At 65.8% G+C, this 24469-nt stretch carries 20 protein-coding genes and 1 other RNA gene; 11 read left to right on the top strand and 10 right to left on the bottom strand.

From position 1 onward, the window contains the following. Positions 1-146: 146 nt before the first annotated feature. Positions 147-833: a DUF1294 domain-containing protein gene (locus tag ACZZY9_RS03355; protein ID WP_463462983.1), complete on the bottom strand. Its 687-nt coding sequence runs from the start codon at positions 831-833 to the stop codon at positions 147-149. Positions 834-843: 10 nt separating this feature from the next. Next, positions 844-2871: a glycogen debranching protein GlgX gene (glgX, locus tag ACZZY9_RS03350; protein WP_463462982.1), complete on the bottom strand. Its 2028-nt coding sequence runs from the start codon at positions 2869-2871 to the stop codon at positions 844-846. 103 nt (positions 2872-2974) lie between these two features. Here glgX and ACZZY9_RS03345 point away from each other — a divergent pair, with 103 nt between their 5' ends. From ACZZY9_RS03345 to ACZZY9_RS03295, 11 genes are all read left to right on the top strand, one after another. Beyond that, positions 2975-4141 carry a cysteine desulfurase family protein gene (locus ACZZY9_RS03345; RefSeq protein WP_463462981.1) on the top strand — a complete coding sequence of 389 codons (1167 nt, stop codon included), beginning with the start codon at positions 2975-2977 and terminating at the stop codon, positions 4139-4141. 534 nt (positions 4142-4675) lie between these two features. Further along, on the top strand, positions 4676-5584 hold the full coding sequence (locus ACZZY9_RS03340; RefSeq protein WP_463462980.1) for a hypothetical protein: 909 nt from the start codon (positions 4676-4678) through the stop codon (positions 5582-5584). A gap of 293 nt (positions 5585-5877) precedes the next feature. Next, positions 5878-6483, top strand: a complete 606-nt coding sequence (locus ACZZY9_RS03335; RefSeq protein WP_463462979.1) for a hypothetical protein — start codon at positions 5878-5880, stop codon at positions 6481-6483. 11 nt (positions 6484-6494) lie between these two features. After that, positions 6495-7600 (top strand): peptide chain release factor 2 gene (gene prfB / locus ACZZY9_RS03330; protein ID WP_243215107.1). Its coding sequence is split into 2 segments (ribosomal slippage): positions 6495-7413 and positions 7413-7600, totalling 1107 coding nucleotides; the frame shifts between segments, so codons are not numbered across the junction. Positions 7601-7734: 134 nt separating this feature from the next. Further along, on the top strand, positions 7735-8478 hold the full coding sequence (ftsE, locus tag ACZZY9_RS03325; RefSeq protein ID WP_192058259.1) for a cell division ATP-binding protein FtsE: 744 nt from the start codon (positions 7735-7737) through the stop codon (positions 8476-8478). Continuing rightward, positions 8475-9389, top strand: coding sequence for a permease-like cell division protein FtsX (ftsX, locus tag ACZZY9_RS03320; protein WP_192058257.1), 915 nt, complete (start codon positions 8475-8477; stop codon positions 9387-9389). Before ftsE ends, ftsX begins: the two co-directional genes overlap by 4 nt. 154 nt (positions 9390-9543) lie before the next feature. Next, positions 9544-10020, top strand: coding sequence for an SsrA-binding protein SmpB (gene smpB, locus ACZZY9_RS03315; protein ID WP_192058255.1), 477 nt, complete (start codon positions 9544-9546; stop codon positions 10018-10020). Positions 10021-10116: 96 nt separating this feature from the next. Beyond that, positions 10117-10494, top strand: a transfer-messenger RNA (tmRNA) gene (gene ssrA / locus ACZZY9_RS03310). 152 nt (positions 10495-10646) lie between these two features. Continuing rightward, positions 10647-11699, top strand: coding sequence for an LCP family protein (locus tag ACZZY9_RS03305; protein ID WP_463462978.1), 1053 nt, complete (start codon positions 10647-10649; stop codon positions 11697-11699). Between the two features lie 87 nt (positions 11700-11786). Next, positions 11787-13040, top strand: a complete 1254-nt coding sequence (locus ACZZY9_RS03300) for a nucleotide sugar dehydrogenase (protein ID WP_463462977.1) — start codon at positions 11787-11789, stop codon at positions 13038-13040. A gap of 3 nt (positions 13041-13043) precedes the next feature. Next, positions 13044-14261: a glycosyltransferase family 4 protein gene (locus ACZZY9_RS03295; RefSeq protein WP_463462976.1), complete on the top strand. Its 1218-nt coding sequence runs from the start codon at positions 13044-13046 to the stop codon at positions 14259-14261. A gap of 1848 nt (positions 14262-16109) precedes the next feature. Here the strand turns inward: ACZZY9_RS03295 and ACZZY9_RS03290 are convergent. The 8 genes from ACZZY9_RS03290 to ACZZY9_RS03255 form a co-directional block, all read right to left on the bottom strand. After that, on the bottom strand, positions 16110-17048 hold the full coding sequence (locus ACZZY9_RS03290) for an O-antigen ligase family protein (protein ID WP_463462975.1): 939 nt from the start codon (positions 17046-17048) through the stop codon (positions 16110-16112). A 302-nt stretch (positions 17049-17350) separates the two neighbouring features. Beyond that, positions 17351-18583: a lipopolysaccharide biosynthesis protein gene (locus ACZZY9_RS03285; RefSeq protein ID WP_463462974.1), complete on the bottom strand. Its 1233-nt coding sequence runs from the start codon at positions 18581-18583 to the stop codon at positions 17351-17353. A gap of 67 nt (positions 18584-18650) precedes the next feature. Continuing rightward, the gene (locus tag ACZZY9_RS03280; protein WP_463462973.1) at positions 18651-19301 is read right to left on the bottom strand and encodes a PglD-related sugar-binding protein; all 651 of its coding nucleotides are present in this window, start codon (positions 19299-19301) and stop codon (positions 18651-18653) included. Continuing rightward, on the bottom strand, positions 19298-19921 hold the full coding sequence (locus tag ACZZY9_RS03275; RefSeq protein WP_463462972.1) for a sugar transferase: 624 nt from the start codon (positions 19919-19921) through the stop codon (positions 19298-19300). Before ACZZY9_RS03275 ends, ACZZY9_RS03280 begins: the two co-directional genes overlap by 4 nt. Further along, entirely contained in the window at positions 19921-21054 is a 1134-nt protein-coding gene (locus ACZZY9_RS03270; protein WP_463462971.1) for a DegT/DnrJ/EryC1/StrS family aminotransferase, read from the bottom strand. The genes ACZZY9_RS03275 and ACZZY9_RS03270 overlap by 1 nt, the downstream gene beginning before the upstream one ends. Next, positions 21051-22853, bottom strand: coding sequence for a polysaccharide biosynthesis protein (locus tag ACZZY9_RS03265; protein WP_463462970.1), 1803 nt, complete (start codon positions 22851-22853; stop codon positions 21051-21053). Before ACZZY9_RS03265 ends, ACZZY9_RS03270 begins: the two co-directional genes overlap by 4 nt. Next, positions 22850-23830: a beta propeller repeat protein gene (locus tag ACZZY9_RS03260; protein WP_463462969.1), complete on the bottom strand. Its 981-nt coding sequence runs from the start codon at positions 23828-23830 to the stop codon at positions 22850-22852. The genes ACZZY9_RS03265 and ACZZY9_RS03260 overlap by 4 nt, the downstream gene beginning before the upstream one ends. After that, positions 23830-24462, bottom strand: coding sequence for an arsenate reductase/protein-tyrosine-phosphatase family protein (locus ACZZY9_RS03255; RefSeq protein ID WP_463462968.1), 633 nt, complete (start codon positions 24460-24462; stop codon positions 23830-23832). The genes ACZZY9_RS03260 and ACZZY9_RS03255 overlap by 1 nt, the downstream gene beginning before the upstream one ends. Between the last annotated feature and the right edge of the window lie 7 nt (positions 24463-24469).

Genomic DNA, 24469 nt, shown 5'->3' with positions numbered 1-24469 from the left:
CGCGCGCCCGGACCCGGCCCGAACCGGTCCGGTCGCCGCCGGTGCCCGGCGGCTCGGTACTCGCGGCGAGGCGAGGCGAGGCGCGGCGCGGCTCAGGCGCTCGCCGCGACGGGCGCGACTCGGGTGACCGTCGCGCTGGCCGTGACTCAGGCGATCGCTGTGACGGCCGCGGCGACGGCCGCCACGGCGACGAGGTTCAGGGCGACGGTCGCGGCGAACACGCGCCGGAACGCGGGCTTGCCCGTCTTGTGCCGCAGCAGCTGCTGTGCGACGACGGCGGCCGGCCAGCCGCCGAGCAGACCGCAGAGCAGCAGGCTCCGCTCGGGGATCCGTCGGAGCCCGAGCCGTGCGGCCCGCTTGTCGACGGCGTAGGCGACGGCGGTCGCGAGATTCAGCAGTGCGACGGCTCCGACGACGGCGAGGCGACCCGCCTGCGCCGGCGGGCCGAGCGACCACACGTCGGCTGTCCCGGCCGGCGACCCGGTGGACCACACGCCGGCGATCGGCCACAGGGCGACGACGATCAGGGCCAGCGCGACGACGACGGCTCCGGCGGCGGCGAGACGACCCCGCGAGGAGGGGCGCGCGGGTCGGGCGCGCGGCGCCGACCAGGTCGTGCCCGAGGGAGCCACCCTGACCGCCTCGGGCCCGCGATCGCCATGGCGGTCGACCGTGTACGAGTACCGCTCGCCGACGCGCGGTCGCGCCGATCCGCCGCTGAAGGCCGTGATGTGGACGAAGACCCGGCCGCGGCTCGAGTCCGGGGTGAGGAACCCGAAGCCGCGGTCGTCGTTCCAGCTCGTCAGAGAGCCCTCGATGCGACGTTCCGACACGGCCGTCGCCCTAGCCGACGCGGTACACGACGACCGTCGGGCCCGAGATCGACACCGTCTCGCCCGGTCGGCCGGCGTCGGGCAGTCGGCGGTCGTCGCTCGACCAGAGGGGCTCGTAACCCACGACGCCCTCGACGGTCGGCAGGGTCACCTCGATGATCGTCTCGGCGCCGTGCACGACCACGAGCACGCTGTTCGGCGCCTCGTGCTCGGGCGTCGAGGTGGCGAGGTACTGGAGCGTGCGCACCGCCACGTCGTTCCACTCGCCGGGCTGCATCTCGGCGCCCGAGGCCGAATGCCACGACATCTGGGTGGCGCTCAGGGTGCAGGCTCCGTCGACGCCGAACCGGACGGGCCGCAGTGCGGGGTTCTCGGCCCGCAGCCGGGCGAGCGCGGCGACGTCGTCGCGGAGCGCGACCTGCCACGGTTCGTCCGACCAGTCGACCCAGGTCAGCTCGCTGTCGATGCAGTAGCCGTTGTTGTTGCCGTGCTGGGTGCGTCCGCGCTCGTCGCCCGCCGTCAGCATCGGGATGCCCGCCGAGACGAAGAGCGTCGCCAGCAGGTTCCGCATCGAACGGCGGCGGGCGTCCGAGATCCACGGGTTGTCGCTGTGGCCCTCGATGCCGTGGTTGAACGACCTGTTGTCGTCGGTGCCGTCGCGGTTGCCCTCGCCGTTGGTCAGGTTGTGCTTCGCGTCGTACGACACGAGGTCGAGCAGGGTGAACCCGTCGTGCGCCGTGATGAAGCCGACCCCGGCGAGCGGCCCCCGCTCGTGGGCGAAGATGTTGCTCGAGCCGCTGAGCTTCGAGGCGAAGCTGCCGAGACCCGAGGGCGGCAGACCGTTCGCCCGCGCGGCCGCGACGTCGGTCAGCCAGAACTCGCGGGTGCGGTTGCGGAACCGGTCGTTCCACTCGATCCAGCCGTGGGGGAACGCGCCCGTCTGCCAGCCGCCCATCCCGACGTCCCACGGCTCGGCGATCATCTTCACACCCTCGAGCGCCGGGTCGGACACGATCGCCGCGAGGAGGGGGTGCTCGGGATCGAAGACGTGGTCGGCGCCGCGGCCGAGGGTCGCCGCCAGGTCGAACCGGAAGCCGTCGATCTGCACCTCGTTGGCCCAGTAGCGCAGCGAGTCGAGCACCAGTCGCGACGCGGCCGGGGTGCTCGTGTCGATCGAGTTGCCGCAGCCGGTGACGTCGACGGGTCGGCCGTCGGCGTCGTGCCGGTAGTAACCGGACCCGTCGAGCCCGCGGAGGCTCGTGATCGGGCCGTCGTCCGCCCCCTCCTCGGCCGTGTGGTTGTAGACGACGTCGAGGTAGACCTCGATGCCCGCCTCGTGCAGCAGCCGCACCATGCCCTTGAACTCGCGGAGGACGGCGGAGGCGCCGGCCAGCTGGGCGTCGCGACTCGCGTACGCCGTGTGGGGAGCGAAGTACGACAGGGTGTTGTAGCCCCAGTAGTTCTCGATGCCCTGGGCCACGAGACGCTGCTCGTCGACGTGCTGGTGCACCGGGAGCAGCTGCACGGCGGTGACGCCGATCGACTTCAGGTACTCGATCGTCGGCTCGGCGGCGAGCCCCGCGTAGCTGCCGCGCAGCTCTTCGGGGACGAACGGCGCCAGGCGGGTGAGCCCCCGCACGTGCGCCTCGTAGACGACCACCCTGTCGAGCGGCGTGCGCGGCTTGGTGACGCCGCCCCAGTCGAACGACTCGTCGACGACGGCCGACTGCCAGCCGCCGCGCCCCGTGCGGCCGAGCCCGCGGGCGTACGGGTCGAGCAGCTCGAGCGACGGGTCGAAGGCGTCGCCGCCGCCCGTGGGGCCGTCGGCGTGGAGCCAGTACCGGCGGCCGGGCGTGAGGGAGGGGTCGGTCGCGCTCCACACGTCGCCGTCGCCTCGGGTCAACGGCACGACGCGGTCGTGCGGCGCGTCGTCGATCACGAGGTCGATGCGGGTGGCCGAGCCGGACCACACCCGGAGGGTCGGCCCCTCGGGGCCCTGGGTCAGGCCGAGGTCGCGCAGGGGGTCGATGTCGGACACGGCACTTACAGTAGATGACGGGTCGGCACCGGCTCGACCCGCGCCTCCTGCCTGCGCCCTCCCGCGCCGGCCCTCGCCCACCCTCGATGCTCGAAGAACCGACATGACCGTCTACCTCGACCACGCCGCCACCACGCCGATGCACCCGGCCGCCATCGCGGCGTACACCGAGGCCCTCGGCGCGGTCGGCAACCCCTCGTCGATCCACAGCGCGGGCCAGAACGCCAAGCGCGTGCTCGAAGAGGCCCGCGAGCGCGTCGCGGCGACCCTCGGCTGCGAACCCATCGAGGTCGTCTTCACCTCGGGCGGCACCGAGTCGGTCAACCTCGCCGTCAAGGGCCTCTGGTGGGCGCGGCAGTCCGATCGACCGCGCCCGCGCCTCCTCGTCGCCGCCGGCGAGCACCACGCGACGGTCGACACCGTCGAATGGCTCGAGCGCTACGAGGGCGCCGTCGTCACGTGGATCCCGCTCGACGCAGTCGGCCGGGTGCGCCTCGACGCGCTCGCCGAGGCCCTCGACGCCCACGACGACGTGGCACTGGTCAGCCTGCTCTGGGCCAACAACGAGGTCGGCACCATGCAGCCCGTGTCCGAGGTCGTGGCGCTCGCCGGGGCGCACGGGGTGCCGGTGCACTCCGACGCCGTGGCCGCGTACGGGCAGGTGCCGATCGACTTCGGCGCGTCGGGTCTCGCAGCGCTCAGCGTCAGCGCCCACAAGATCGGCGGCCCGATCGGCATCGGCGCGCTCGTGCTGTCACGGGCGGCGACGGTCGTTCCGCTGATCCACGGCGGCGGGCAGCAGCGGCAGGTGCGATCGGGCACACAGGACGCCCCGGCGGCCGTGGCCTTCGCCGTCGCGGCCGAGCAGCCGCATGTCGACTACGCGCCGCTACGCGACCGGCTGATCGACGGGGTGCGCGCGGCGGTGCCGGGGGCGGTGCTGCGCGGCGATCCCGTCGACCGGCTGCCCGGCAACGCGCACTTCACGTTCGAGGGGTGCGAGGGCGACTCGCTGCTGTTCCTGCTCGACGCCGCGGGGGTGAGCGTGTCGACGGGGTCGGCGTGCCAGGCGGGGATCCCCGAACCGTCGCACGTCCTCCTGGCGATGGGGCTGAGCGACGACGAGGCACGGGGCGCCCTGCGCATGACCGTGGGGCACACGTCGACCGCTGCCGACGTCGACGCGCTGCTCGCGGCGCTGCCGGACGCGGTCGCGCGGGCCGGACGCGCCGGCTACGCCGACCGCGCGCCCGCCCTCGGCGCGCGGTAGCGCTGCGCTGCGCGCTGCGCTGCTCCGCTGCGCGCGCCGTTCGTCGATGTGACGCGAAGCGGGCCTCTCACGGCTCGAAGGGCGCGTTTCGGGTCACCTCGACGTGGTGTGCGGGGTCAGCGGTACGGCGTCGCCGCGCCCCGTGCATCGATGTGACGCGAAGCGGGCCTTCTGCGGCTCGAAGGGCGCGTTTCGGGTCACATGGACGTAACGCGCGGGGTGCGCGCGGTGCTGCATCGCCGCGGGTTCCGCCGAGGTGACGCGAAGCGGGCCCTGTGGCGTTCCGAAGGCCCGTTTCGGGTCACCTCGATGTGGTGTGCGGGGTTGGCGGAACTGCGTCGCCGCGCCCCGTTCATCGATGTGACGCAAGCGGGCCTTCTACGGCGCGGAGGGCGCGTTTCGCGTCACTTCGATGTGGCGGGGGCGGCGCGGGCAGCCGACGCGCGTCCTCCACAGGGGGCGCGGTGCTCGAGCCATCCACAGCCGCGGGTCGAGCACGCCGAGACGCCGCGGGGCGGGAGCGAGCATGGCCCCATGCACCCACGTCCTCTGCCTCCGCCGCTGGCCCGGGGCCCGTTCTCGACGGCGACGGCGCGGTCGCACGGCGTCGCGCCCCACCGCCTCCGGGCCCACGATCTCCGCTCGCCCTTCCACGGCGTCCGGTCGCCGTCGACGGCCGACGGGCTGATCGGCCGGTGTCGAGAGTTCGCGCCCCTGCTGCGCCCCGACGAGTACTTCGCCCACGAGACGGCGCTCGAGCTCGCAGGGCTGCCGACGCCCCGCCGCTCCGAGCCCGGGCCTCTGCACGTCGGCACGACTCGATCCCGTCAGCGTCGTCGGGCTGGGGTCGTCGGCCATCGCCTCGTCCCGGCCACGCTCCACGACGTCGGCGGACTCCCGGTGGCCGACCCGGTCGACGCGCTCGTGCAGGCGGCGAACGACTTCGGCCTCGACGACCTGGTGCGTCTCGGAGATGCACTGGCCGGGTCGTGGTCGCACCACGCGTTCGCGCGTGAGCTCCCCGTCTCGACCATGCAGGCGGCGGCCTCGGCTCGGGGTCGCCCAGGCATTCGCCGGCTCAGGGAGGCGCTCGAGCTCGTGCGGCCGGGGGTCGACTCGCCCCGGGAGACTGACCTCCGGCTGCTGATCGTGCGGGCGGGCCTGCCCGAGCCCGAGGTCAACGTCAAGAGGTACGCCGCGGACGGGTCCTATCTCGGCAAGCCCGACCTGAGCTACGGGTGGTGCCGGCTCGCCCTCGAGTATCAGGGCGATCACCATCGCACCGATCTGGAGACATGGCGCTACGACCTGGCCCGCCGCGAGCGCTTCGAGGACGAGGGCTGGCGCGTCGTGCTGGTCAGTCGTGACGATCTGTACGGCGCAGCCGCGGCCGTTCTCACGGCCCGAATCCGTCGCTATCTCGCCTGCAGCGAATCGAAGTGACGCGTCGGAACCCCTGCAGTACGCCGGATGCCCCCGTCGGGTCACTTCGATGGTGGTGTGGTGCCGGGGAGGCACGGTGCGGTGCGGTGCGGTGCGGTGCGGGCGGTGCGGTGCGAGGCGGATTGCGGCTACCTCGCTCGCCGCGAATCGAGGTGACCCGTCGGGACCCCTGCGGGGCGTCGGATGCCCCGGACGGGTCACTTCGATGCTGGGGCGGCTCGCCGCAGGCGCGCGCGGCGCGCGGAGCGCGGGGCGCGGGGCGCGCGCACGCGCCGGGCGGGCAGACTGGGGCGATGCAGCTCTATTCGGCGTCGACGGCGGTCCGTGCGCGCCAGATCACCTCCGACGTCGTGGCCCTCGCGCTCCTGGTCGCGGCGGTCGTGGCCGGTCTCACGGCGGCGGCGTTCATCCGCACGTTCGCCGAGCTGGGGCGACGGGTCGAAGACGCGGGGCTGGGCTTCCAGCAGTCGATGGGCGACGCGGCCGAGTCGATCTCGGGTCTGCCGCTCGTGGGCGAGGCCGCCGGGCGCCCGTTCATCGGGGCGAGCGACGCGGCGTCGACGCTGGTGGCTGCGGGTCGGGACCAGCAGGAGGCGGTGGGCACCGCCTCCCTCGTGGTCGGCCTCCTGGTCGCGGGTCTGCCCGTCGTGGTGATCCTGTTGACGTGGCTGAGGCGACGGATCGCGTTCGTGCGCCGCGCCTCCTCGGTGTCGGCCCTGCTGCGCAGCCCCGGTGGTGACGACCTGCTCGCCCTGCGAGCGCTGTCGACGCTCGACGCGCGCCAACTCGCGGCCGTGACCTCGAACCCCGTCGCCGCCTGGCGGGCCGGCGACGCCGACGCGGTCAGGCGACTGGCCGACCTGGCCCTGCGAGACGCGGGTGTCGGCCGCGCCCGGTAAGCTCGGTCACCATGATCGCACTGGATTTCTCTGAGCAGATTGCCGCCCTCCGGGCCACGTTCGAAGACATCCGCGCGGTGATCGGGCAAGACCGTCTGGTGGCCGAGATCGCCGAGCTCAGCGAGAAGGCGTCCGCCCCCGACCTGTGGGACGACACGGAGAACGCGCAGAAGGTCACGAGCGCGCTCAGCCACCGCCAGGCCGAGCTGGAGAAGCTCGAGACGACCGAGCAGCGCCTCGACGACCTCGGGGTGCTGGTCGAGATGGCCAACGACGGCGACGATCAAGAGAGCGCCGACGAGGCGCAGGTCGAGCTCAAGGCCCTGCAGAAGATGATGGACACCCTCGAGGTGCAGACCCTGCTCGACGGCGAGTACGACCCGCGGCCCGCCGTCATCACGATCCGCGCCGGCGCCGGCGGCGTCGACGCCGCCGACTTCGCCGAGATGCTGTTGCGCATGTACCTCCGCTACGCCGAGAAGCACGGCATGTCGGCGACCGTGATGGACACCAGCTACGCCGAAGAGGCCGGCATCAAGAGCGCCACCTTCGAGATCGACGCGCCCTACGCCTTCGGCACACTCAGCGTCGAGGCGGGCACGCACCGGCTCGTCCGCATGAGCCCCTTCGGGGCCGCGGGCAAGCGTCAGACGAGCTTCGCCGCGGTCGAGGTCATCCCGCTGATGGAGGAGACCGAGTCGATCGAGATCCCCGAGAACGACATCCGCGTCGACGTCTTCCGGTCGTCCGGGCCCGGTGGTCAGTCCGTCAACACGACCGACTCGGCCGTCCGTCTGACGCACATCCCCACGGGCACCGTCGTCTCGATGCAGAACGAGAAGAGCCAGATCCAGAACCGGGCCGCCGCCATGCGCGTGCTGCAGTCCCGGCTCCTGCTCCTGCAGAAGGAGGCGGAGAACGCGAAGAAGAAGAGCTCGCCGGCAACATCACCGCCAGCTGGGGCGACCAGATCCGCAGCTACGTGCTCGCGCCGTACCAGATGGTCAAAGATCTGCGCAGCGAGCACGAGGTCAACAACCCGTCGAACGTCTTCGACGGCGACCTCGACGGCTTCATCTCGGCGGGCATCCGCTGGCGCAAGCGCGACGACTCCTGACGCACGCTCTCGCGGTGCCGCCGTCGCCCGCCGACCGGGACCGCGCCTCCTCGGCGTCCCAGGGGATTCATAGCCCCCGGGCGTGCGCGTCGCTGCGGTGATCACCGGGGCTGGCGCTTAGGGTAGCCACCGTCATGATTCGGTTTGATGAAGTCACCAAGGTCTACGTCGGCAATCCCCGACCGGCGCTCAACGCGGTCACCCTCGAGATCCTCAAGGGCGAGTTCGTGTTCCTGGTCGGGGCCAGCGGCTCCGGCAAGTCGAGCTTCCTCCGGCTCGTGCTGAAGGAGGAGAAGCCGTCGGCGGGGCAGATCCACGTGCTCGGGCAGCGTCTCAGCACGCTCTCGAGCCGCAAGGTGCCGTACTTCCGTCGCAACATCGGCGTGGTCTTCCAGGACTTCCGGCTGCTGCCGCAGAAGAACGTGTTCGACAACGTCGCGTTCAGCCTGCAGGTGATCGGTAAGAGCAAGGGCTTCATCCAGGAGGCCGTCCCCGACGTGCTGAAGATGGTCGGTCTCGTCGGCAAGCAGCACCGTCTGCCCCACGAGCTCTCGGGTGGCGAGCAGCAGCGCGTGGCCATCGCCCGGGCGATCGTCAACAAGCCCGCCGTCCTCCTCGCCGACGAGCCGACCGGTAACCTCGACCCCTCGACCAGCGCCGGCATCATGACGCTGCTCGAGCGGATCAACTCGGGCGGCACGACCGTCATCATGGCCACCCACGACGCCGGCATCGTCGACCAGATGCAGCGCCGCGTCATCGAGCTCAGCGCCGGCAACATCCTGCGCGACGAGCGCGAGGGCGGCTACCAGACGCAGGCGGTGCCCATCCAAGCCATCGGGGTCGAAGACCTGAGCCTGAGAGGGGCCGACGAATGAGACTCGGACTCGTCCTCAGCGAAGTCGGCAGCGGCCTGCGGCGCAACGTCTCGATGGTCGTCGCCGTCGTGCTCGTGACCTTCATCTCGCTGACCTTCGTCGGCACCGCGGCGCTGCTGCAGATGCAGATCAATCAGATGAAGGGCTACTGGTACGACAAGGCCCAGGTGGCCGTCTACCTCTGCACCGACACCGACACGACCGGCAACTGCACGGGTGCGAAGGCCACGCAAGACCAGATCGACGCGGTGCAGGCGCAGCTCGACTCCGAGGTGCTGCAGCCGTTCGTCGACCGTTCGTACTTCGAGACGCAGCAAGACGCCTACGACCGCTTCACGACGCAGTTCGCCGACAGCCCCGCGACCGAGTTCGTGCAGCCGTCGTACCTGAACGAGACCTTCTGGGTCAACCTGAAGGACCCGACCCAGTCGGACGTCCTCACCGAGAGCCTCTCGAGTCTCGCCGGGGTGCAGAGCGTCGTCGACCAGCGGGCCTACCTCGACCCGATCTTCTCGGTGCTGAACGCGGCGAGCTACACGGCCATCGGCATCGCCGTGCTGATGCTGATCGCGGCCGTCCTGCTGATCGCGACGACCATCCGGCTGAGCGCCTTCAGCAGGCGGCGAGAGCTCGGCATCATGCGGCTGGTGGGTGCGTCGAACACGTTCATCCAGACGCCGTTCATCCTCGAGGGGGTGATCGCCGCGCTGATCGGATCCCTGCTCGCGGGCGGTGCGATCGTCGCGATCGTCAACTTCTTCGTGAAGGGCTATCTGGCGGTCAACTTCGTGGGCACCCCGTTCGTCGGCCTGCGCGACACCGCACTGGTCGTCCCGCTGGTCATCCTGGTGGGCATCGTGCTCGCGGCGCTCTCGGCCAACATCGCCATCCGCCGGTACCTCAAGGTCTGATCGCCGCCCGGGTCCGACCAGCACGGGCCCGACTCCCTCAGGAGGCGCGGTGCCGGTCCGACCGGCACCGCGCCTCCTGCCGTCGCAACCGCAGGTATACTGACAGGCTGCCTGCTACCGGCAGAACCATCATCCGAACGACCAGGAGGCACCTGTGGCGAAAGAACGCGGCGAGAAGGTCGTGGCCACCAACCGCCGCGCACGCCACGACTACACGATCGAGGACACCTACGAGGCCGGCATCGTGCTGAGCGGCACCGAGGTGAAGTCGCTCCGGCAGGGCAGGGCGTCGCTGGTCGACGGCTACGCGTTCGTCGACGCGAACGAGGCCTGGCTCGACGCGGTGCACATCCCCGAGTACACCGAGGGCACCTGGAACAATCACGCGCCGAGGCGCAAGCGCAAGCTGCTGCTGCACCGCCAGGAGATCGACAAGATCGGCCAGAAGACCAAAGAGGGCGGCTTCACGATCGTGCCGCTCAAGATCTACTTCAGCGACGGCCGGGCCAAGGTCGAGATCGCAGTGGCCAAGGGCAAGCGCGAGTACGACAAGCGGCAGACGCTGCGCGAGCGCACGGCGACGCGTGAGGCGCAGGCCGCGATCTCGGCGCGCAAGCACCTGGGGGAGTAGCCGCGGAGGCACGGCGTGCCTTACACTGGAAGGCCGCAGAACACCGCGGTCGGCTCCATCGCGACAACTCCACAGAGTGTGACAACGGCCCCTCATGGGGATGATCGGTTTCGACATCGCCTGTGTGCGAACGAGAAGCGGGCCGAGGATCCAGGGTTATCTCGTAAACGATCTCTGGAAAACAATAAGTGCCAATAACAAGCGCACTGACTTCGCTCTCGCTGCGTAAGCAGTAGAGCCACATGGAGTCCGTCAGTCTGGTGACCGCCTTCTAACCAGAGCCTGACGTCATCTAGAGGGCTTGCTGCGTGACTACGCCTGAGGGTCACGCGGGACTTCAACTCGGGCTGGGCCCGTCGATCTAGAAGCCAGTAGCAAAGGTCGGGGCCGAGCAGAACGTCTCATCTGGCTACGCCCGTAGAATGCGTGCAATCTCAGCGATGGACGGGGGTTCAATTCCCCCCATCTCCACCACCGGCCGCTGTCACACTCCGTCGGATCACGAACGCCCCGCCTGATCCAGGCGGGGCGTTCGTCGTCTCGTCTTCGAAGATCAGTGGCCCTCACGTTATAGTCGTGAGAGCTCGGGCCGAGATCCGTGACCACGAGCCAGGGGAGCCGTACGTATGAGCGACATCTTCACGCTGACGTCGAACGACGAGAACGAGAACGACCCGACTCCTGGCGGCAAGCGCAAGCGTCGGCTGCCGAAGGTCGCGGTCTTCTTCATCGTGGTGGCGGCGGTGCTCGTCGCGGCTCTGGTGGCCGTCGGTGTCGTCGGCGGCGTGTACGCCTCCCGCCTCGCCGGCTCGTTCAACGACAACGCGACGAAGATCCCCCAGGCGTTCCCGGAGGAGTCCACCCGCCCCGAGGCGACGACCGACGGCGCCATGAACGTCCTGCTGATGGGCTCGGACTCGCGTGCAGACGCCGCGACGATCGACGACGCGTCGGCGTCCGACCAGCGCACGGACTCGATGATGCTCGTGCACGTCGACGCCGACCGCGAGAACATCTACGTGATGTCGATCATGCGCGACCTCTACGTCGACATTCCCGGCTACGGCCAGAACAAGATCAACGCGGCTTTCGCCTACGGCGGCTCGCCTCTGACCGTGCAGACGGTGGAGCAGCTGCTGGGTGTACGAGTCGATCACGTGGCGATCATCGACTTCGAGGGCTTCAAGGGCATGACCACGGCTCTGGGTGGGGTCGATGTGGTCTCGCCGCAGGCCTTCACGACCAAAGCCGGGTTCTCGTACCCGGCCGGTGCTACACGACTTGAGGGCGACGCCGCTCTGGCTTTCGTGCGTGAGCGCTATGCGTTCGCTGACGCGGACTTCACGCGAGTGAAGAACCAGCAGGCGTTCGTCCGAGGCTTGGCCGAAACGATCCTGAATCGATCTACATTGACCGACCCGGGCAAGATCTCGGACTTCGTCGAGGCCATGTCGCCCTATCTGACTGTCGACCAGGAGTTCGAGATCGGAACGATCGCGTCACTCGGACTCAGCCTCCGCTCGATGGATCGCTCCGGTATGCACTTCTTCACAGTGCCTACCGCCGGCACCGGTTCCGTCGGAGGTCAGTCCATAGTCAAGGTCGATCAGGCCGGCCTCGACGCCGTCAAGGCGGCCCTCGCCAATGACTCGCTGGCGGAGCTGCCTGTCGCGCAGTAGCCGCGATGCCGTTCTTCAATCTCGTTTCACCACAACCCAGATAATCTGTGCCGCGTCAACGCGGCCATCTCTACAGAGAGCAATCACATGAAGACAGTCGTCGTCGGCCAGGGTTATGTCGGGTTGCCAGTCGCTATGAGGGCGGTCGAAGTCGGCCACGACGTCGTCGGCATCGATCTCGACACGAACCGTATCGGTCTGCTGCAGGCGGGCACGTCCTATGTGGACGACATCTCGGACGCGACGCTTGCTTCTGCGTCCGCGAGCGGTCGTTACATCGCCACGACAAGGTATGCCGACGTCGAGGGGTTCGACATCGCCGTCATTACCGTGCCCACCCCGCTCCGTGACTCGCTTCCCGATCTCAGCTTCATCGAGCAGTCGGCCGCGTCGTTGGCACCCTACGTTCGTTCTGGGGCCACCGTCGTTCTCGAATCGACGACCTACCCGGGCACGACAGTGGAGCTTCTCGTTCCGATCCTTGAGAGCGGTTCGGGCTTGACGGCGGGCACTGATTTCTTTGTGGGCTACAGCCCTGAGCGCATCGACCCCGGTAACAAGGTCTGGGGTTTCAGGGAGACCCCTAAGGTCGTCTCGGGTATCAACCCGGCTTCGCTGAAGAGCGTCCAGGCCTTCTACGACCAGCTGGTGGACACGACCGTTCCCGTGTCGGGTACCAAAGAGGCGGAACTGACCAAGCTGCTCGAGAACACCTTCAGGCACGTGAACATCGCTCTAGTCAACGAACTGGCCATCTTCGCCCACCAGCTGGGTGTCGACGTCTGGGAGAGCATCGAGGCAGCTTCATCGAAGCCCTTCGGCTTCATGAAGTTCACGCCGGGTCCTGGCGTCGGTGGACACTGCCTACCGGTCGACCCCAGCTACCTGTCGTGGCAGGTGCGCAAGCAGCTCGGAAAGAGCTTCCGATTCGTCGAACTGGCGAACGACGTCAACGACCACATGCCGGACTACGTGGTCCAGCGCGCGATCACCATGCTCAACGACCGCTCCAAGTCGGTTCGAGGCGCCCGCATCTCGCTGATCGGCTTGGCCTACAAGCCCAACACGGGCGACATCCGCGAGGCGCCGTCCGCTCGCGTCATCGAGTTGCTCAGCGAACTGGGGGCTGAACTGACCGGACTCGATTCGCATGTTGAACCTCACCGGTGGCCGGCCGGCGTCGTCCGCTCCACCGATCTTGAGCACACGGTCACGGACGCAGACCTCGTCATCGTCCTGACCAACCACGCTGATGTCGACCTCGACTCGCTGGCCAATTCGGGCGTCCCCGTCTTCGATGCGCGGCACGTCGTCTCAGGCGAGAACATCGAAACGCTGTAGTCAATGAGAATCGTCTACCTCCATCAGTATTTCAAGACACCAAGAGTGAATGGTGGAGTCCGCTCATACCACTTCGCCCGGGCCCTTTCTGCGCTCGGTCACGATGTGCACGTGGTGACATCAGACCCGGATCCTGCGGCGGAGCGAGGCCATACGCTCGAACTCATCGATGGTCTCAACGTGCACCGCATCGCGGTTCCCTACGACAACACCATGGGTGTTAGCCGGCGAATAGTGGCTTTCCTGAGTTTCGCCGCCTCGTCAGCTCGAGTCTCGCGGAGATTGCGGGGAGACGTTGTAGTCGCCACAAGCACGCCGCTAACAATTGCACTCCCGGCTCTGTGGGCCATAGCTCTTCGCCCAAAAACCAGATTCGTCTTCGAGGTGCGCGATCTTTGGCCGGCCGCACCGATCGAGATGGGGTACCTGAGGAATCCGGTCTTGAAGTTCGTATCCCGTCTGCTCGAGAAAGTGACCTACAGGAAAGCCGATCACATCGTGGCTCTGTCCGACGGAATGGCTTCGGGCATTGTCGAGACCGGTGTCGCCTCGGACAAGATCACCGTTATTCCGAACATCGCTGATATCGACGCGTTCAGAGAATCAGACCCGTCTCAGAGCACTGTCTTCGACGATGTGCCAGCCCTTTCCGGGCGCCCGATCGTGCTCTACTCTGGGACTTACGGTCGCGTGAACGGTCTTGATTACATGGTCGAACTCGCAATCGAGGCCGAGAAGATCGGTTCTCCGCTGGCTTTCGTCGCAATCGGAACCGGAGTCGAGCGTGATCGCGTCGTCGAATTCGCCCGTCGAGAGAATGTACTGGGTTCGAGCTTCTTTGCGTTGGACCCGGTGGCGAAAAGCGAGCTCCCAAATCTGCTCGCCCGTTCCGCCTTCGGTTCATCATGGGTGATCGACATCCCGATCCTCGAGCACAACAGCGCGAACAAGTTCTTCGACACGTTGGCGGCCGGCCGCCCGATGCTGGTGAATCACGGGGGATGGCAGGCCGAGGTTTTGGAGAAAACCGGGGCAGGTTGGCGGCTCGACCGTGACGCTGCCAAGGCCGTGCAACTACTCGATGGCATCATCGGGGCTGACGAGGCCCTCGATCGCGCCGGCGAGGCTGCCGGGAGATTGGCCGACGAGAGCTACTCACTGCCCATCCTGGCTCGTCGCTTCACCGAGGTCGTTACGTCAAGCTCGGGAGACAACAGGTAGCTCATGCGGGTCGTCCCGACCGTGCCGGGCGTCTCGGAACGACCTGAACGAAGCCTCGACGCAAGATCGATCTACCGGCGGCTCCTGACCTAACTCTGGCCCGCACTGAGGCTGTGGCGCCTCGCATCGACCAGAACAATCTAGAGCAATCTAGTTGTGCCGGGATATGAGGGTCTAGCCAGAGTGCAATGAACTTCACCGGCGTGTCCAGCTAGCCTAGGGCGGATGTCGACCCCGCGCGGCATGGCTAGTAGGCGGCATGGCTAGTAGTGGGGTCGATGTGATCGCGAAGCTGGTAGGCCGGTCTTGTGATCGGGGGTCGGTGTCCTGGTTTCGATATAGATAGCATTGCTGTCTCCAGAGTCTGAGCGGAATGACCCCGAGGCCCGGCAGTTGTTCGCGGCAGGTGACCAGAATTTGTGCCATCGCTGGTTCGCTGCCGCGCCGGTCATGATGTTGGTCGGTTCTTTGGCGTGGCCGGCGCAGGTGATCGTGGCGTCGTGTTCAAGGTTTACTACAGCGAGCATGGTCCTTGCACGGACGACGTCGGATCCTTTGGCGGGGGGTATCGACACGTCTGGAGAACGTCTTGGCGCAGTCCTGCATCGGCTGATCTGGGAGAACGAAGCGGGCATCGGCTGCCGGAATAATTGCGCACGGAGTGCGAAGTTCGCCTAAAGAGACTTCGCAGCCCTACAAGCTCTACTACGGTGACGTTCCCATCACCGTGCGTCTCGGCTCGAACCGCATTTCAGCGGGCGGAATGAAAGCTACAGACATTGTCGTTCTCGGCGGCGAGTCCTTACTTTCGCTCAAATTCGAGGACGGTTGCTGCTTACTAAGTCTCCATGTATTCGATGACGAAGGTAAATCAGTCTTGAAAGTCGTCGAGAATGAATTGGTATACGCGACCACGGTATGGGACGTGACCTACGTCGCTCAAACATTGACGATAAATTCAGGTCACCGAGAAATTGATCTTCAAATCAAGTTCCATGCCCCTAATCAAGTGGATATTGTTCGAAGAAGCTTTCGGTGGCTCGGGTATTCGTTGGAAGTATTGCCTGGTGGCGACGTTAATGCTGAGGGAAATACGTTCTTCGGAATGACGCTCACCGGTAATGATACTAACTTCAGAATAAGAGGTAGTTAAGGGTCACCCATTCCTTAGGCACAAGGCGCGCGATAGAGGTACTTGATACGAGCACGTGAAAAAAGACAGGTGTCATCGACCCTGATCGGGCTAAATCATAGTTTTAGCCGTGTCGGTCAGTCAACTATGGAGTGCTCGGCTCACTCGGGACCGGGCAAACCAGGGCCTTGCACGCTTTGTTAGATTCGGGAGAAGCTGTGCTGCGGGTTCGATTCGTAGCGCCGCCTAAACGTGGATGGGAAGAACTTCCTCGGGAACTTCTCAAGGAGGCCGAGATGCCTTCTTCTACTAATAATGTCGGGAATGCAGCCTTAATAAACAGATAATTTGCGCTACACTAACTCGTTTTTCTTAGGATCAAGGGCCCGCGGTAGCGGGTCCCAACAAAAGCTGGGCAAAGGTCGCTCGCGGCGTCGATCCGGGCGCCCGTCGGGAATGTGACTCCCCAAATTGGCTGCCTCCCGATGTTTAGGAGAACTCAAGGAAGCGTGCCTAAAGGCTAAGATGCCCGCCAGCGCGAAGGGGCGATGGGGCCTTAGCTGAAGCGAGACAACTGCAACGGAACTAATGCAGCTGGTCCGATGGGCTGAACGATGAAACGTTGTCTTGCCGGGCTGGTTAAGGCTCAGCTTGGTAGTCGCTTGAGTCGCCGCGCAAGCGGGAAGGTGGCCCACGAGACTTGCGCATAGGGATTGTTAACCGTTCCGAAGGACTTTTGCGCTTGCGCCTGCAGACAGACCCGGTCGTAGCTTGCTACTCGTCGCCACCTTTGATCGACTCGGCATTGCTATGGCGATGAGGAGGAAGAACCAGACAAAGCGTGAATCGTAGTAGTCACCCGAGAACATAGAACAAATAAACATGAACAAACCGGCAAGTAACGCGCAAAGAGACTCAGGTGACAATGGTGATTTTTTGTTCAGGACGATTAGAGCATAGAGAATCGGGATCAGGACTAGTAGTGCGCCAATGAAGCCTGCTTCGCTTGCGCTTGCAAGAACAAGATTGTGCGGATACTGGAGTTCATTAAACCTGCCGACCAGGCCATAGTAACCATCCAGGCCTGAACCTATGATAGGACTTTGGTTGAAAAGCCGAATGGCGGCCTCTGAGATCTGGTCGCGTCCTGAACTGTATCCGTCTTGAATCGTAAGTAGCACGATTCGTTCCTGAATCAGAGCTGTTGCGACGGATCGGAAAGCTAGGAAGAAGGCAATCGCCCCTATTGTGAGTATGACACCGAATTGAATTCCTCGCCGTCTTCCGAGGCGACGTAGAACGAGAGGAACGGCAATGACTGCGATAGCTGCGCCGGCTACGAGGCCTCCGCGGCTACCAGACAGTACGGCTCCAAGCAGAAATGCGGGAATGAGGAGCAGAACTAGATGTCGACTTTTAGCAAGGTAAATATGAATCGCAGCAATGGCCCCAAGGCCCATTATTCGAACAAACACATTGGGCCCACCGCCGAAGGCAGAATATCGACCCTGCTCGCCCGGGCCGGAAACCAAGGCAGCGATCAGGTAGATGCTCGCAATCAAGGCGATGAGTGACCAGAGAAATCCCCAGTCCCTGTTCGTCGCTCGAGTTGAGACGAATAGCGCAAGAAGAAGATACGCCAACAGGAAGGTCATGTCCGTGACGTAGTCGGATAGTCGAGCCGCCAGGGGGGCCCAATATGACGACAAAACTAACCATAGGCACCAACTCGCCACCGCCACGGTGAAACGTTTTGCTTCCCGTCCACTCGTGTGGGGTAATCGCGTTAGCAGCGGGACAGCGCTGATGGTCGCAAGGATGAGAAACACAAGGCGAACGTCCACGGCTGCAAGGCCCACGTTGTAGCGGGACAGATCGAACCTGCCCGCGACGAGCCCTATGAAGAGGATGGCGAGGGCGATTCGTGGCCAAGGGGTTCGCGGCATTTCAGTAGCATTCATTGGTTCTTGCCTCTCCTGGCCCCGATTAAAGCGACCAGGAAGCAGGCGAAGTAGCCGCCGACTGAGCCGAACGCCGCACCGACTGCCCCCATCGAGGGTATGAGTGCAACGTAGAGGCCCACGGACGCGACCATCCCAACTACCTCAGAGGTCGACACTAGCTTGGGTCTACCAGCTGCTATCAGTCGCCCTTGCTGGATTCTCGTCAACGAGTAGATAAGTGACGAGAGGAACAGGGGTAGAATGAGGACTAATGCCGGCTGGTACGATTCTGGGAGGATCCAGAGGATGACTGCCAGCGATGCGAGAGCAAACATCGTTGATAGGACGAGCGAGGCTAGAGCAGGCTTGAGCCAGGGCTTTGAGGAAGACTTAGCGTTCACCCCGTTCCGTGATTTCCACTTCGCGAGAGATGCGTCGACCCAATTTTGGATAGGCCAGCTCGCCAATTCCATCACTGTCGCGACCACGATGTAGATACCGAGTTCATAACTGGATGATAGAAATGGCAGCAGTAGTCGGTCCGACCGCAGCATGGCTGTGTTGCCGAAAGAGGCAGGCAACAGGTGTAGTCCCGCTTGTCTTATGGGTGATAGTGATCCGGCCTGCATGGACTGGCTTGATCCATTGCGAGCAAGTGCCGTTACGCCTACGAGAAACGGCGCCGATGCTGCGGCGTAGGCGACGAGCCAGACCAGAGGGTCATTAATACGGGCAATCCAAAGACCGACTGTAACTATGAGAAGAAGCGTTTGCGAACTCGTACTCAGTGTCCAGTAAAGACGAGACCTGCCGCTTCTTATGTATGCGACTCGGCTCACCCTTGCGTATATATTACCGAGGACAAAGACTGATCCGACAACGGCAATGATGGCCGTTTCATTTGCGCCAGTTAGAAACGCCCCGGCACCGACAAGTGCCAGGCCGCCAGGGAGGAGGAGTCCAGGTCGTACAAGGAATAGTATTTCTCGACTTGCAGTGGAGAAATCCTCGCTACCACTCGCTGAGTAGGGTCGCTCTATACCGAGCATGGCAGCCGTGGTGAGAACGTAGCCAACCTGTAGCCATAGGGCAAGGTCGCCTCTGTTGCTCGGATCCATGATGGTCGAAGCAAGCAAGCTGACAAGGACGGCGACGCCCGCGACGAGAAGCTGATTCGACTGTAGTACCAAGACGGTTTGTAACGGGGCTAGGCGCGTCGTCAGCGACTTCAGGCGTGATTTTTTCACACGAGCCTCATTCTGCTGTCGAGAAAGAGCCATAGTCTCGCATCATCTTTAATCGTGCGGACCCTTTTCATTTCGCTGGAATTCCTTTTACTGTCGCTCCAGCGGCGACGTCTCGCGTGACGCATGCGGCGGCACCGATGACGGCTGACTCGCCGATAAATATACCTTGGAGGACGACGGAAGACGCCCCAACCAACGCTCCGTCGCCCACAGTGACGGTTCCAGAGATCACAGCCGCCGGGTTAATGGAGACCGCACATCCGATCGCGGCATCGTGGCCTATCGTGGCATGTGCATTGATGTGACTATGGGGCCCTAGGTTGATGTTTGTGGAGAGTGCGACACCAGCACAAACAACCACGCCATCGGAAAAAAGCACGTCGCTGCCAATAGAAGCATTGGGGTGCACGATCGCGGTTGCGGCGCGTCGGTGGCCTGGGATGCGCTTGGCTAAGTCCCGTCGCACGACTGGGTCGCCGATAGCAATGACGTATGCATCAAACTCGATGTCGAGTTCGTCCTGGAGCAATGACCGGATGCTGCCACTGATTTTGAGACCGCGACGGTGAAGTAGCTTGATCGAAGCATCAGACGGGTGATCGTCGAGGATACCAACGACTTCGAACTTTCCTGTTCCCGCCTGATTCACGGCATGAATGACGTCGAGAGTCTCGCGAGCGAATCCGCCCGCGCCGATCACGATGAGGCGTACTGTCACGAGCTGACACCGCCATTACCGAGAAATTCTTCTGTCGTGACCGAGCCCTCGGCCGTCACGCCATCGCGTCTGATGACACGGATGAGAGTCGCTGTCAGGATGCGGATGTCGCCCAGGAGCGTGCGCGTTTCAACGTAGATGACGTCGAGCTCCAGCTTGTCGTTCCATGAAATGGCGTTTCGTCCACTTATCTGCGCTAAACCCGTTACGCCAGGGCGGACGTCGTGGCGCCGTGCTTGGCGGGAAGAGTAGCGGTCGAGATACCGCACCAAGAGTGGCCTTGGGCCGACGAGGCTCATGTCGCCACGCACTACGTTCCACAGCGTCGGGAGTTCGTCCAGACTTGTTGAACGCAGAACCGAGCCGAAGGTGGTCATGCGGTCTTCGTCGGTCACGAGGCCACGTGCTTCGTCGACGGGCAACATCGAGCGGAACTTGACGAGGTTGAACACTCGGCCGTCTTTGCCCGGCCGCGGCTGAACGAATAGGACCGGTCGACCAAGTCGCCTTGCGATGACGCCGGCCAGAACAAGCTGGACGGGCGCAGTCACGACGAGTCCGACCCCGGCGACCGTGATATCGAGTGTTCTCTTGGCGATTCGGTCTATAAGGCCAGCCATCAGGCCGCGTCCAAGAAGGCGCGGATGCGTCCCTGGACGCGCTCCCGCTGGCCGGCGTCGAGCGCCGAGCCGCTGGGGAGAGTGACCCCGCGCTCGAAGAGGCGTTCGGATGCACCGTTCGACCGCGAACGAGCCGACGCGAACACCGGCTGCATGTGCATCGGCTTCCACAACGGGCGTGACTCAATCTGATCCGCGGCCAGCCAAGCCGACAGGTCGGCGGGCTTCCAGCCCGTCACCGAGCTGTCGACGAGGATCGACGTCAGCCAGACGTTGTCCTGCTCGTCCCCAGTGCGACCGAAGATCTCGACGCCATCGACCTCGGCGAACATCGCGGCGTAGAGTTCGCGCATCTCGCGTCGGCGAGCGATCATCTCGTCCAGGCGCGTCAGCTGTGCTCGACCCAGCGCGGCGAGGATGTTGCTGAGGCGGTAGTTGTAGCCGATCTCGGTGTGCTCGTAGTGTGCGACCGGCTGACGGGCTTGCGTCGACAGATAGCGCACGCGCTGCGCCAGGTCGCCATCATCGGTCAACAGCATGCCGCCGCCTGATGTTGTCATGATCTTGTTCCCGTTGAACGAGATGGCGGATGCGTCACCGAAGGAACCGGCTGCGCGACCAGCGTGCGTCGCCCCGAGCGACTCCGCCGCGTCGGCGAGCAGCTTCACACCATGACGCTCGGTGAGTGCGGTGATCGCGGTGTAGTCGATGGCCTTGCCGAGCAGGTCGACGGGCACGACGGCCCCGATGCTCTCGCCGGCGGCCGACAACTCGTCGAGGACATCCCCGAGCAGCTCAGGGTCCATGTTGCCGGTCTCGGGATCGCAGTCGACGAAATATGGCTCGGCACCGGTGTAGGCGATCGCATTCGCCGTGGCTGCGAAGGTCATCGACGAGGTCGGCACGACGTCGCCCGGCCCGACGCCCCACGCGACGAGAGCGACATGCAGGGCGGCCGTACCTGAGCTCAACGCGACACCGTGACCGACACCGACGCGCTCGGCGAGCTCGTTCTCGAAGGCGTCGACATCGGGACCCAGCGGCGCGATCCAGCCACCGGTCATCGCCGCCTGGACGTACTGCTGTTCGAGCTCGCCCACGTCGGGTGAGCTCATGTAGATGCGTTCGGTCACTCGGGGACTTCCTGTTTCGGGTCGAGGGTGAGTTCCGCGGTCCACGGGCCGGTCTCGGCGTGCACATCGGTCAGCTGCGACGGGTGCAGGGGCGGCACCGAGGTGTGCGAGATCTTCGGGTGGACGGGCCGGTTGTCGCTCTCGCCGTCGCCCACGAGCTCTTCATGCATCTTCTCGCCCTCTCGGAGACCCGTGTAGACGATGCCGATGTCTCGTCCCGACATGGCGATCATGCGCTCGGCGATGTCGAGGATGCGGACGGGCTCGCCCATGTCGAGGATGAGCACCTCGCTGGGTGCGCCGATGCCGCCGGCCTGCACCACGAGATGGCAGGCCTCGGGGATGGTCATGAAGAACCGGGTCACATCGGGGTGGGTGATCGTCAGCGGACCACCCGCCTCGATCAACGACGTGAAGACGGGCAGCATCGACCCGCGGCTGCCCAGCACGTTGCCGAACCGGACCGACAGGTAGCGCGCGCCCGTCTCGTCGGCCGCCCACGCGGTGAGACGCTCGGCGAGGCGCTTCGAGTGCCCGAGCACGCTTGTCGGGTTCGCCGCCTTGTCGGTCGAGATGTTGACGAACGTCGTCACCCCGACCGCCTTGGCCGCATCGAGCACGTTCTGCGTGCCCAGCACGTTCGTCTTCCAGGCCTCGTCGGGGTACTGCTCGAGCATCGGCAGGTGCTTCAGTGCCGCGGCGTGGAAGACCACCTCGGGGCGTCGTTCCGCGAAGATCGCACGCAGTGCCTCGGGGTCGCGGATGTCGGCGAGCACGACCTCCTTCGTGTCGAGCAGGCCGTTGCCCGAGATCGACAGCTGCGACTGCTGCAGGCCTGTCTCGTCGCGGTCGAGCATGATCAGCTCGGCCGGGCCGAACTTGGCGATCTGGCGGCACAGCTCGCTACCGATGGAACCACCGGCGCCGGTGACCAGCACGCGCTTGCCGGCGAGATAGCCCGCGATCGATTCGACCTGCGTGTCGACGGGGTGACGACCGATGATGTCCTCGATGGCGATGTCGCGGACATCACCGAGTCGAGACTTCCCCTCGAGGATCTCGTCGAGCAGCGGCAGCACCATGACGCGGAGACCGGCCTCGGCCGCGAGGTCGGTGACCTCCTGCAGCAGGGTCGCGTCGGCCTTGGCGATGCCGACGATGATCGCCTCGGCTCCGCTCCGCTGGGCCGCCTCGACGAGGTCGTTGCGGGTGCCGAGCACCGGCACGCCTTCGACGCGCAGACCGGCTCGAGTCCGATCGTCGTCGATCAGGCCCACCGGGAGGTACGGCGAGGCCGGATCGGTCAGCATCCGCCGAACGAGGTGGTTGGCCAGGCGGCCTGCACCGAAGATCAGCGTCCGCTGTGCGCTCTCACCCGGGCGGTGCTGGCTCTCGACGTACAGACGGGCCATGTAGCGCAGGGCGCCCATGAAGACGAAGGCGACCGGCATGGCGATGAGGATGGTGCTTCGCGCCAGCGAGATGTCGGTGCCGATGATCAGCACGGGCAGACCGACGAGCACACCGGTGGAGAGGACCACGACCACGATCGCCCGCACCTCGGCGAAACTGCCTGGGACGAAGCGGCGACGGTAGAGCCCGGTCAAGAACCCGAGAGCCGCGCTGACGAGCATCGTGACGACGGCCACAGCGAAGACCGCGCGCCAGGTGACGTCGACGTACGAGAAGTCGTAACGCAACGACACCGAGAAGAGGATCGCGACGGCCCACGAGAGGGCGTCGAGCACGACCTGCAGAGCCGTGCGCCGGAGGGGAGTGGAGAGGATGCGCTCGATCACCAGGTCACCCCGCCATCGGTCGAGACGACGACATCGTCGCCGGCCCAGAGCCACACGCTGCCCGAGGCCGCAGAGACAGCGACCGAACCCGGTTCGTCCGTCGTGGCCGTCGAGCACCCGACAGGTGTCATGACGTCGTCGGCGGAGGACGAGGTGGTCGCGATCTGCGTGCCGTCGCAGCCGGCCGCTCCAGTGGACGCCACGTAGAACGTCCCCGATGCCGCGGCGATGGCGACGGCACCCTCGACCGTCACACCCGCATCCCACGAGGTCGCCGCATCGGTTGTCCGGTACACGGTGCGGTCGGAGCAGAGCACCGCGGCCTGGGTGTCACTCACGACGGCGAGATCGACGACCGATGCGCAGGGCGCGGGGTTCTCGCTGAACGGAGCATGAACGACAGCACGGTCGTCGCGGGCCACGTACCACGAGGCGTCGAGTCGGTCGGGGTACTCGCCGAAGTCGGCACCGGAGGTGAACGTCTGAGCGAAGGTCGGCTCACAGGTCGAGCCGACGGGGCCGACGACGAACGCCGTCGCGGCCTCGCTGGCCTGCAGCCGATCGACGCCCACGACGCCGACGGCCGCCGGGATCGCAGAGCTGGTCCACTCGGTACCGGTCGAATCGGTCCGCTGCAGGGTGGCCGGGTTGCTCTCGGCGTCGGGCGCGCAGGCACCGGCCTCGGCACGCCAGGCGGTCGTGCCGTCCACCGCGGAGATCATGCGATCGAGAGGGGCCGCATCGGCCGCGGGCGACGGGGTGGCTGTCGCGGTCGGCGTCGCGCCCGGAGTGGTCGACGAGGCAGCCGGCGCCGAGGGCGCCGACGTGTCGGCGTCGGCCGCGAGGCCGTCGGGCTCGCGGGTCAGCGCGAAGGCGACGAGCGCGAGGTCGACGACGACGAAGAGGCTGAGACCGACGATGGCGAGGCGACGACGGGTGCGGGCGCGTTGGCCGCGCTTGCGGCGTGCATCGGGCATCAGCCGACACCTCCCGCTCGGCGCAGCAGATCGGCGACGACGTCGGCGGCGGGCACGAGCTGGCGCCCTGACTCGGCGAACGTCTCGTCCGAGCGGCGGTAAGGGTCGACGACGTCGTCGTCGAGAGGGTCCTCGGGGGCCTCGACGGTTCCACGACGCGACGCGAGCAGCTCGACGACGGCTCGCAGCCGGTCGGCCTCGCTCGCGTCGTCGGCGAGGGCGGACAACGCCGTGGCGATCTCGCCGTCGGTCACGTCGCGCGCCAGACGGGCAGCCTCGCGCAGGGTGAAGGTGTACCGGCTCGCTCGGGGGTGCATGGCCACCACAGCACGGCGGTGCTCTCGCGCCAGCGCGATGACCAGGTCGGCATCACGCACGTCGCGTTCGAACAGGAACCGCGCGCGGTGCTCGTCGGGTTCCAGGCCGAACGACCGGGCCAGGGCCCGGGCCTGCTCGGGCATGACGTCGTCGTCGACGGCCATCGTGCCGGCGCTCGAGACGGCCACCGAGGTGAGCTCGGCGAGCCCACGGGCGAGGTGCAGCTCGGCGAGCGGCGACCGGCAGATGTTGCCCGTGCAGACGGTCAGCAGCGAGAAACCGGGGGAGGGGGCGTCGGCCCCGTCGAATGACACTTGTGCT

The sequence above is a fragment of the Frigoribacterium sp. AC394 genome (genome assembly GCF_979258095.1).
Note: the sequence above shows the minus strand (reverse complement) of the source record. Positions and strands in the feature narration are given on the sequence as shown.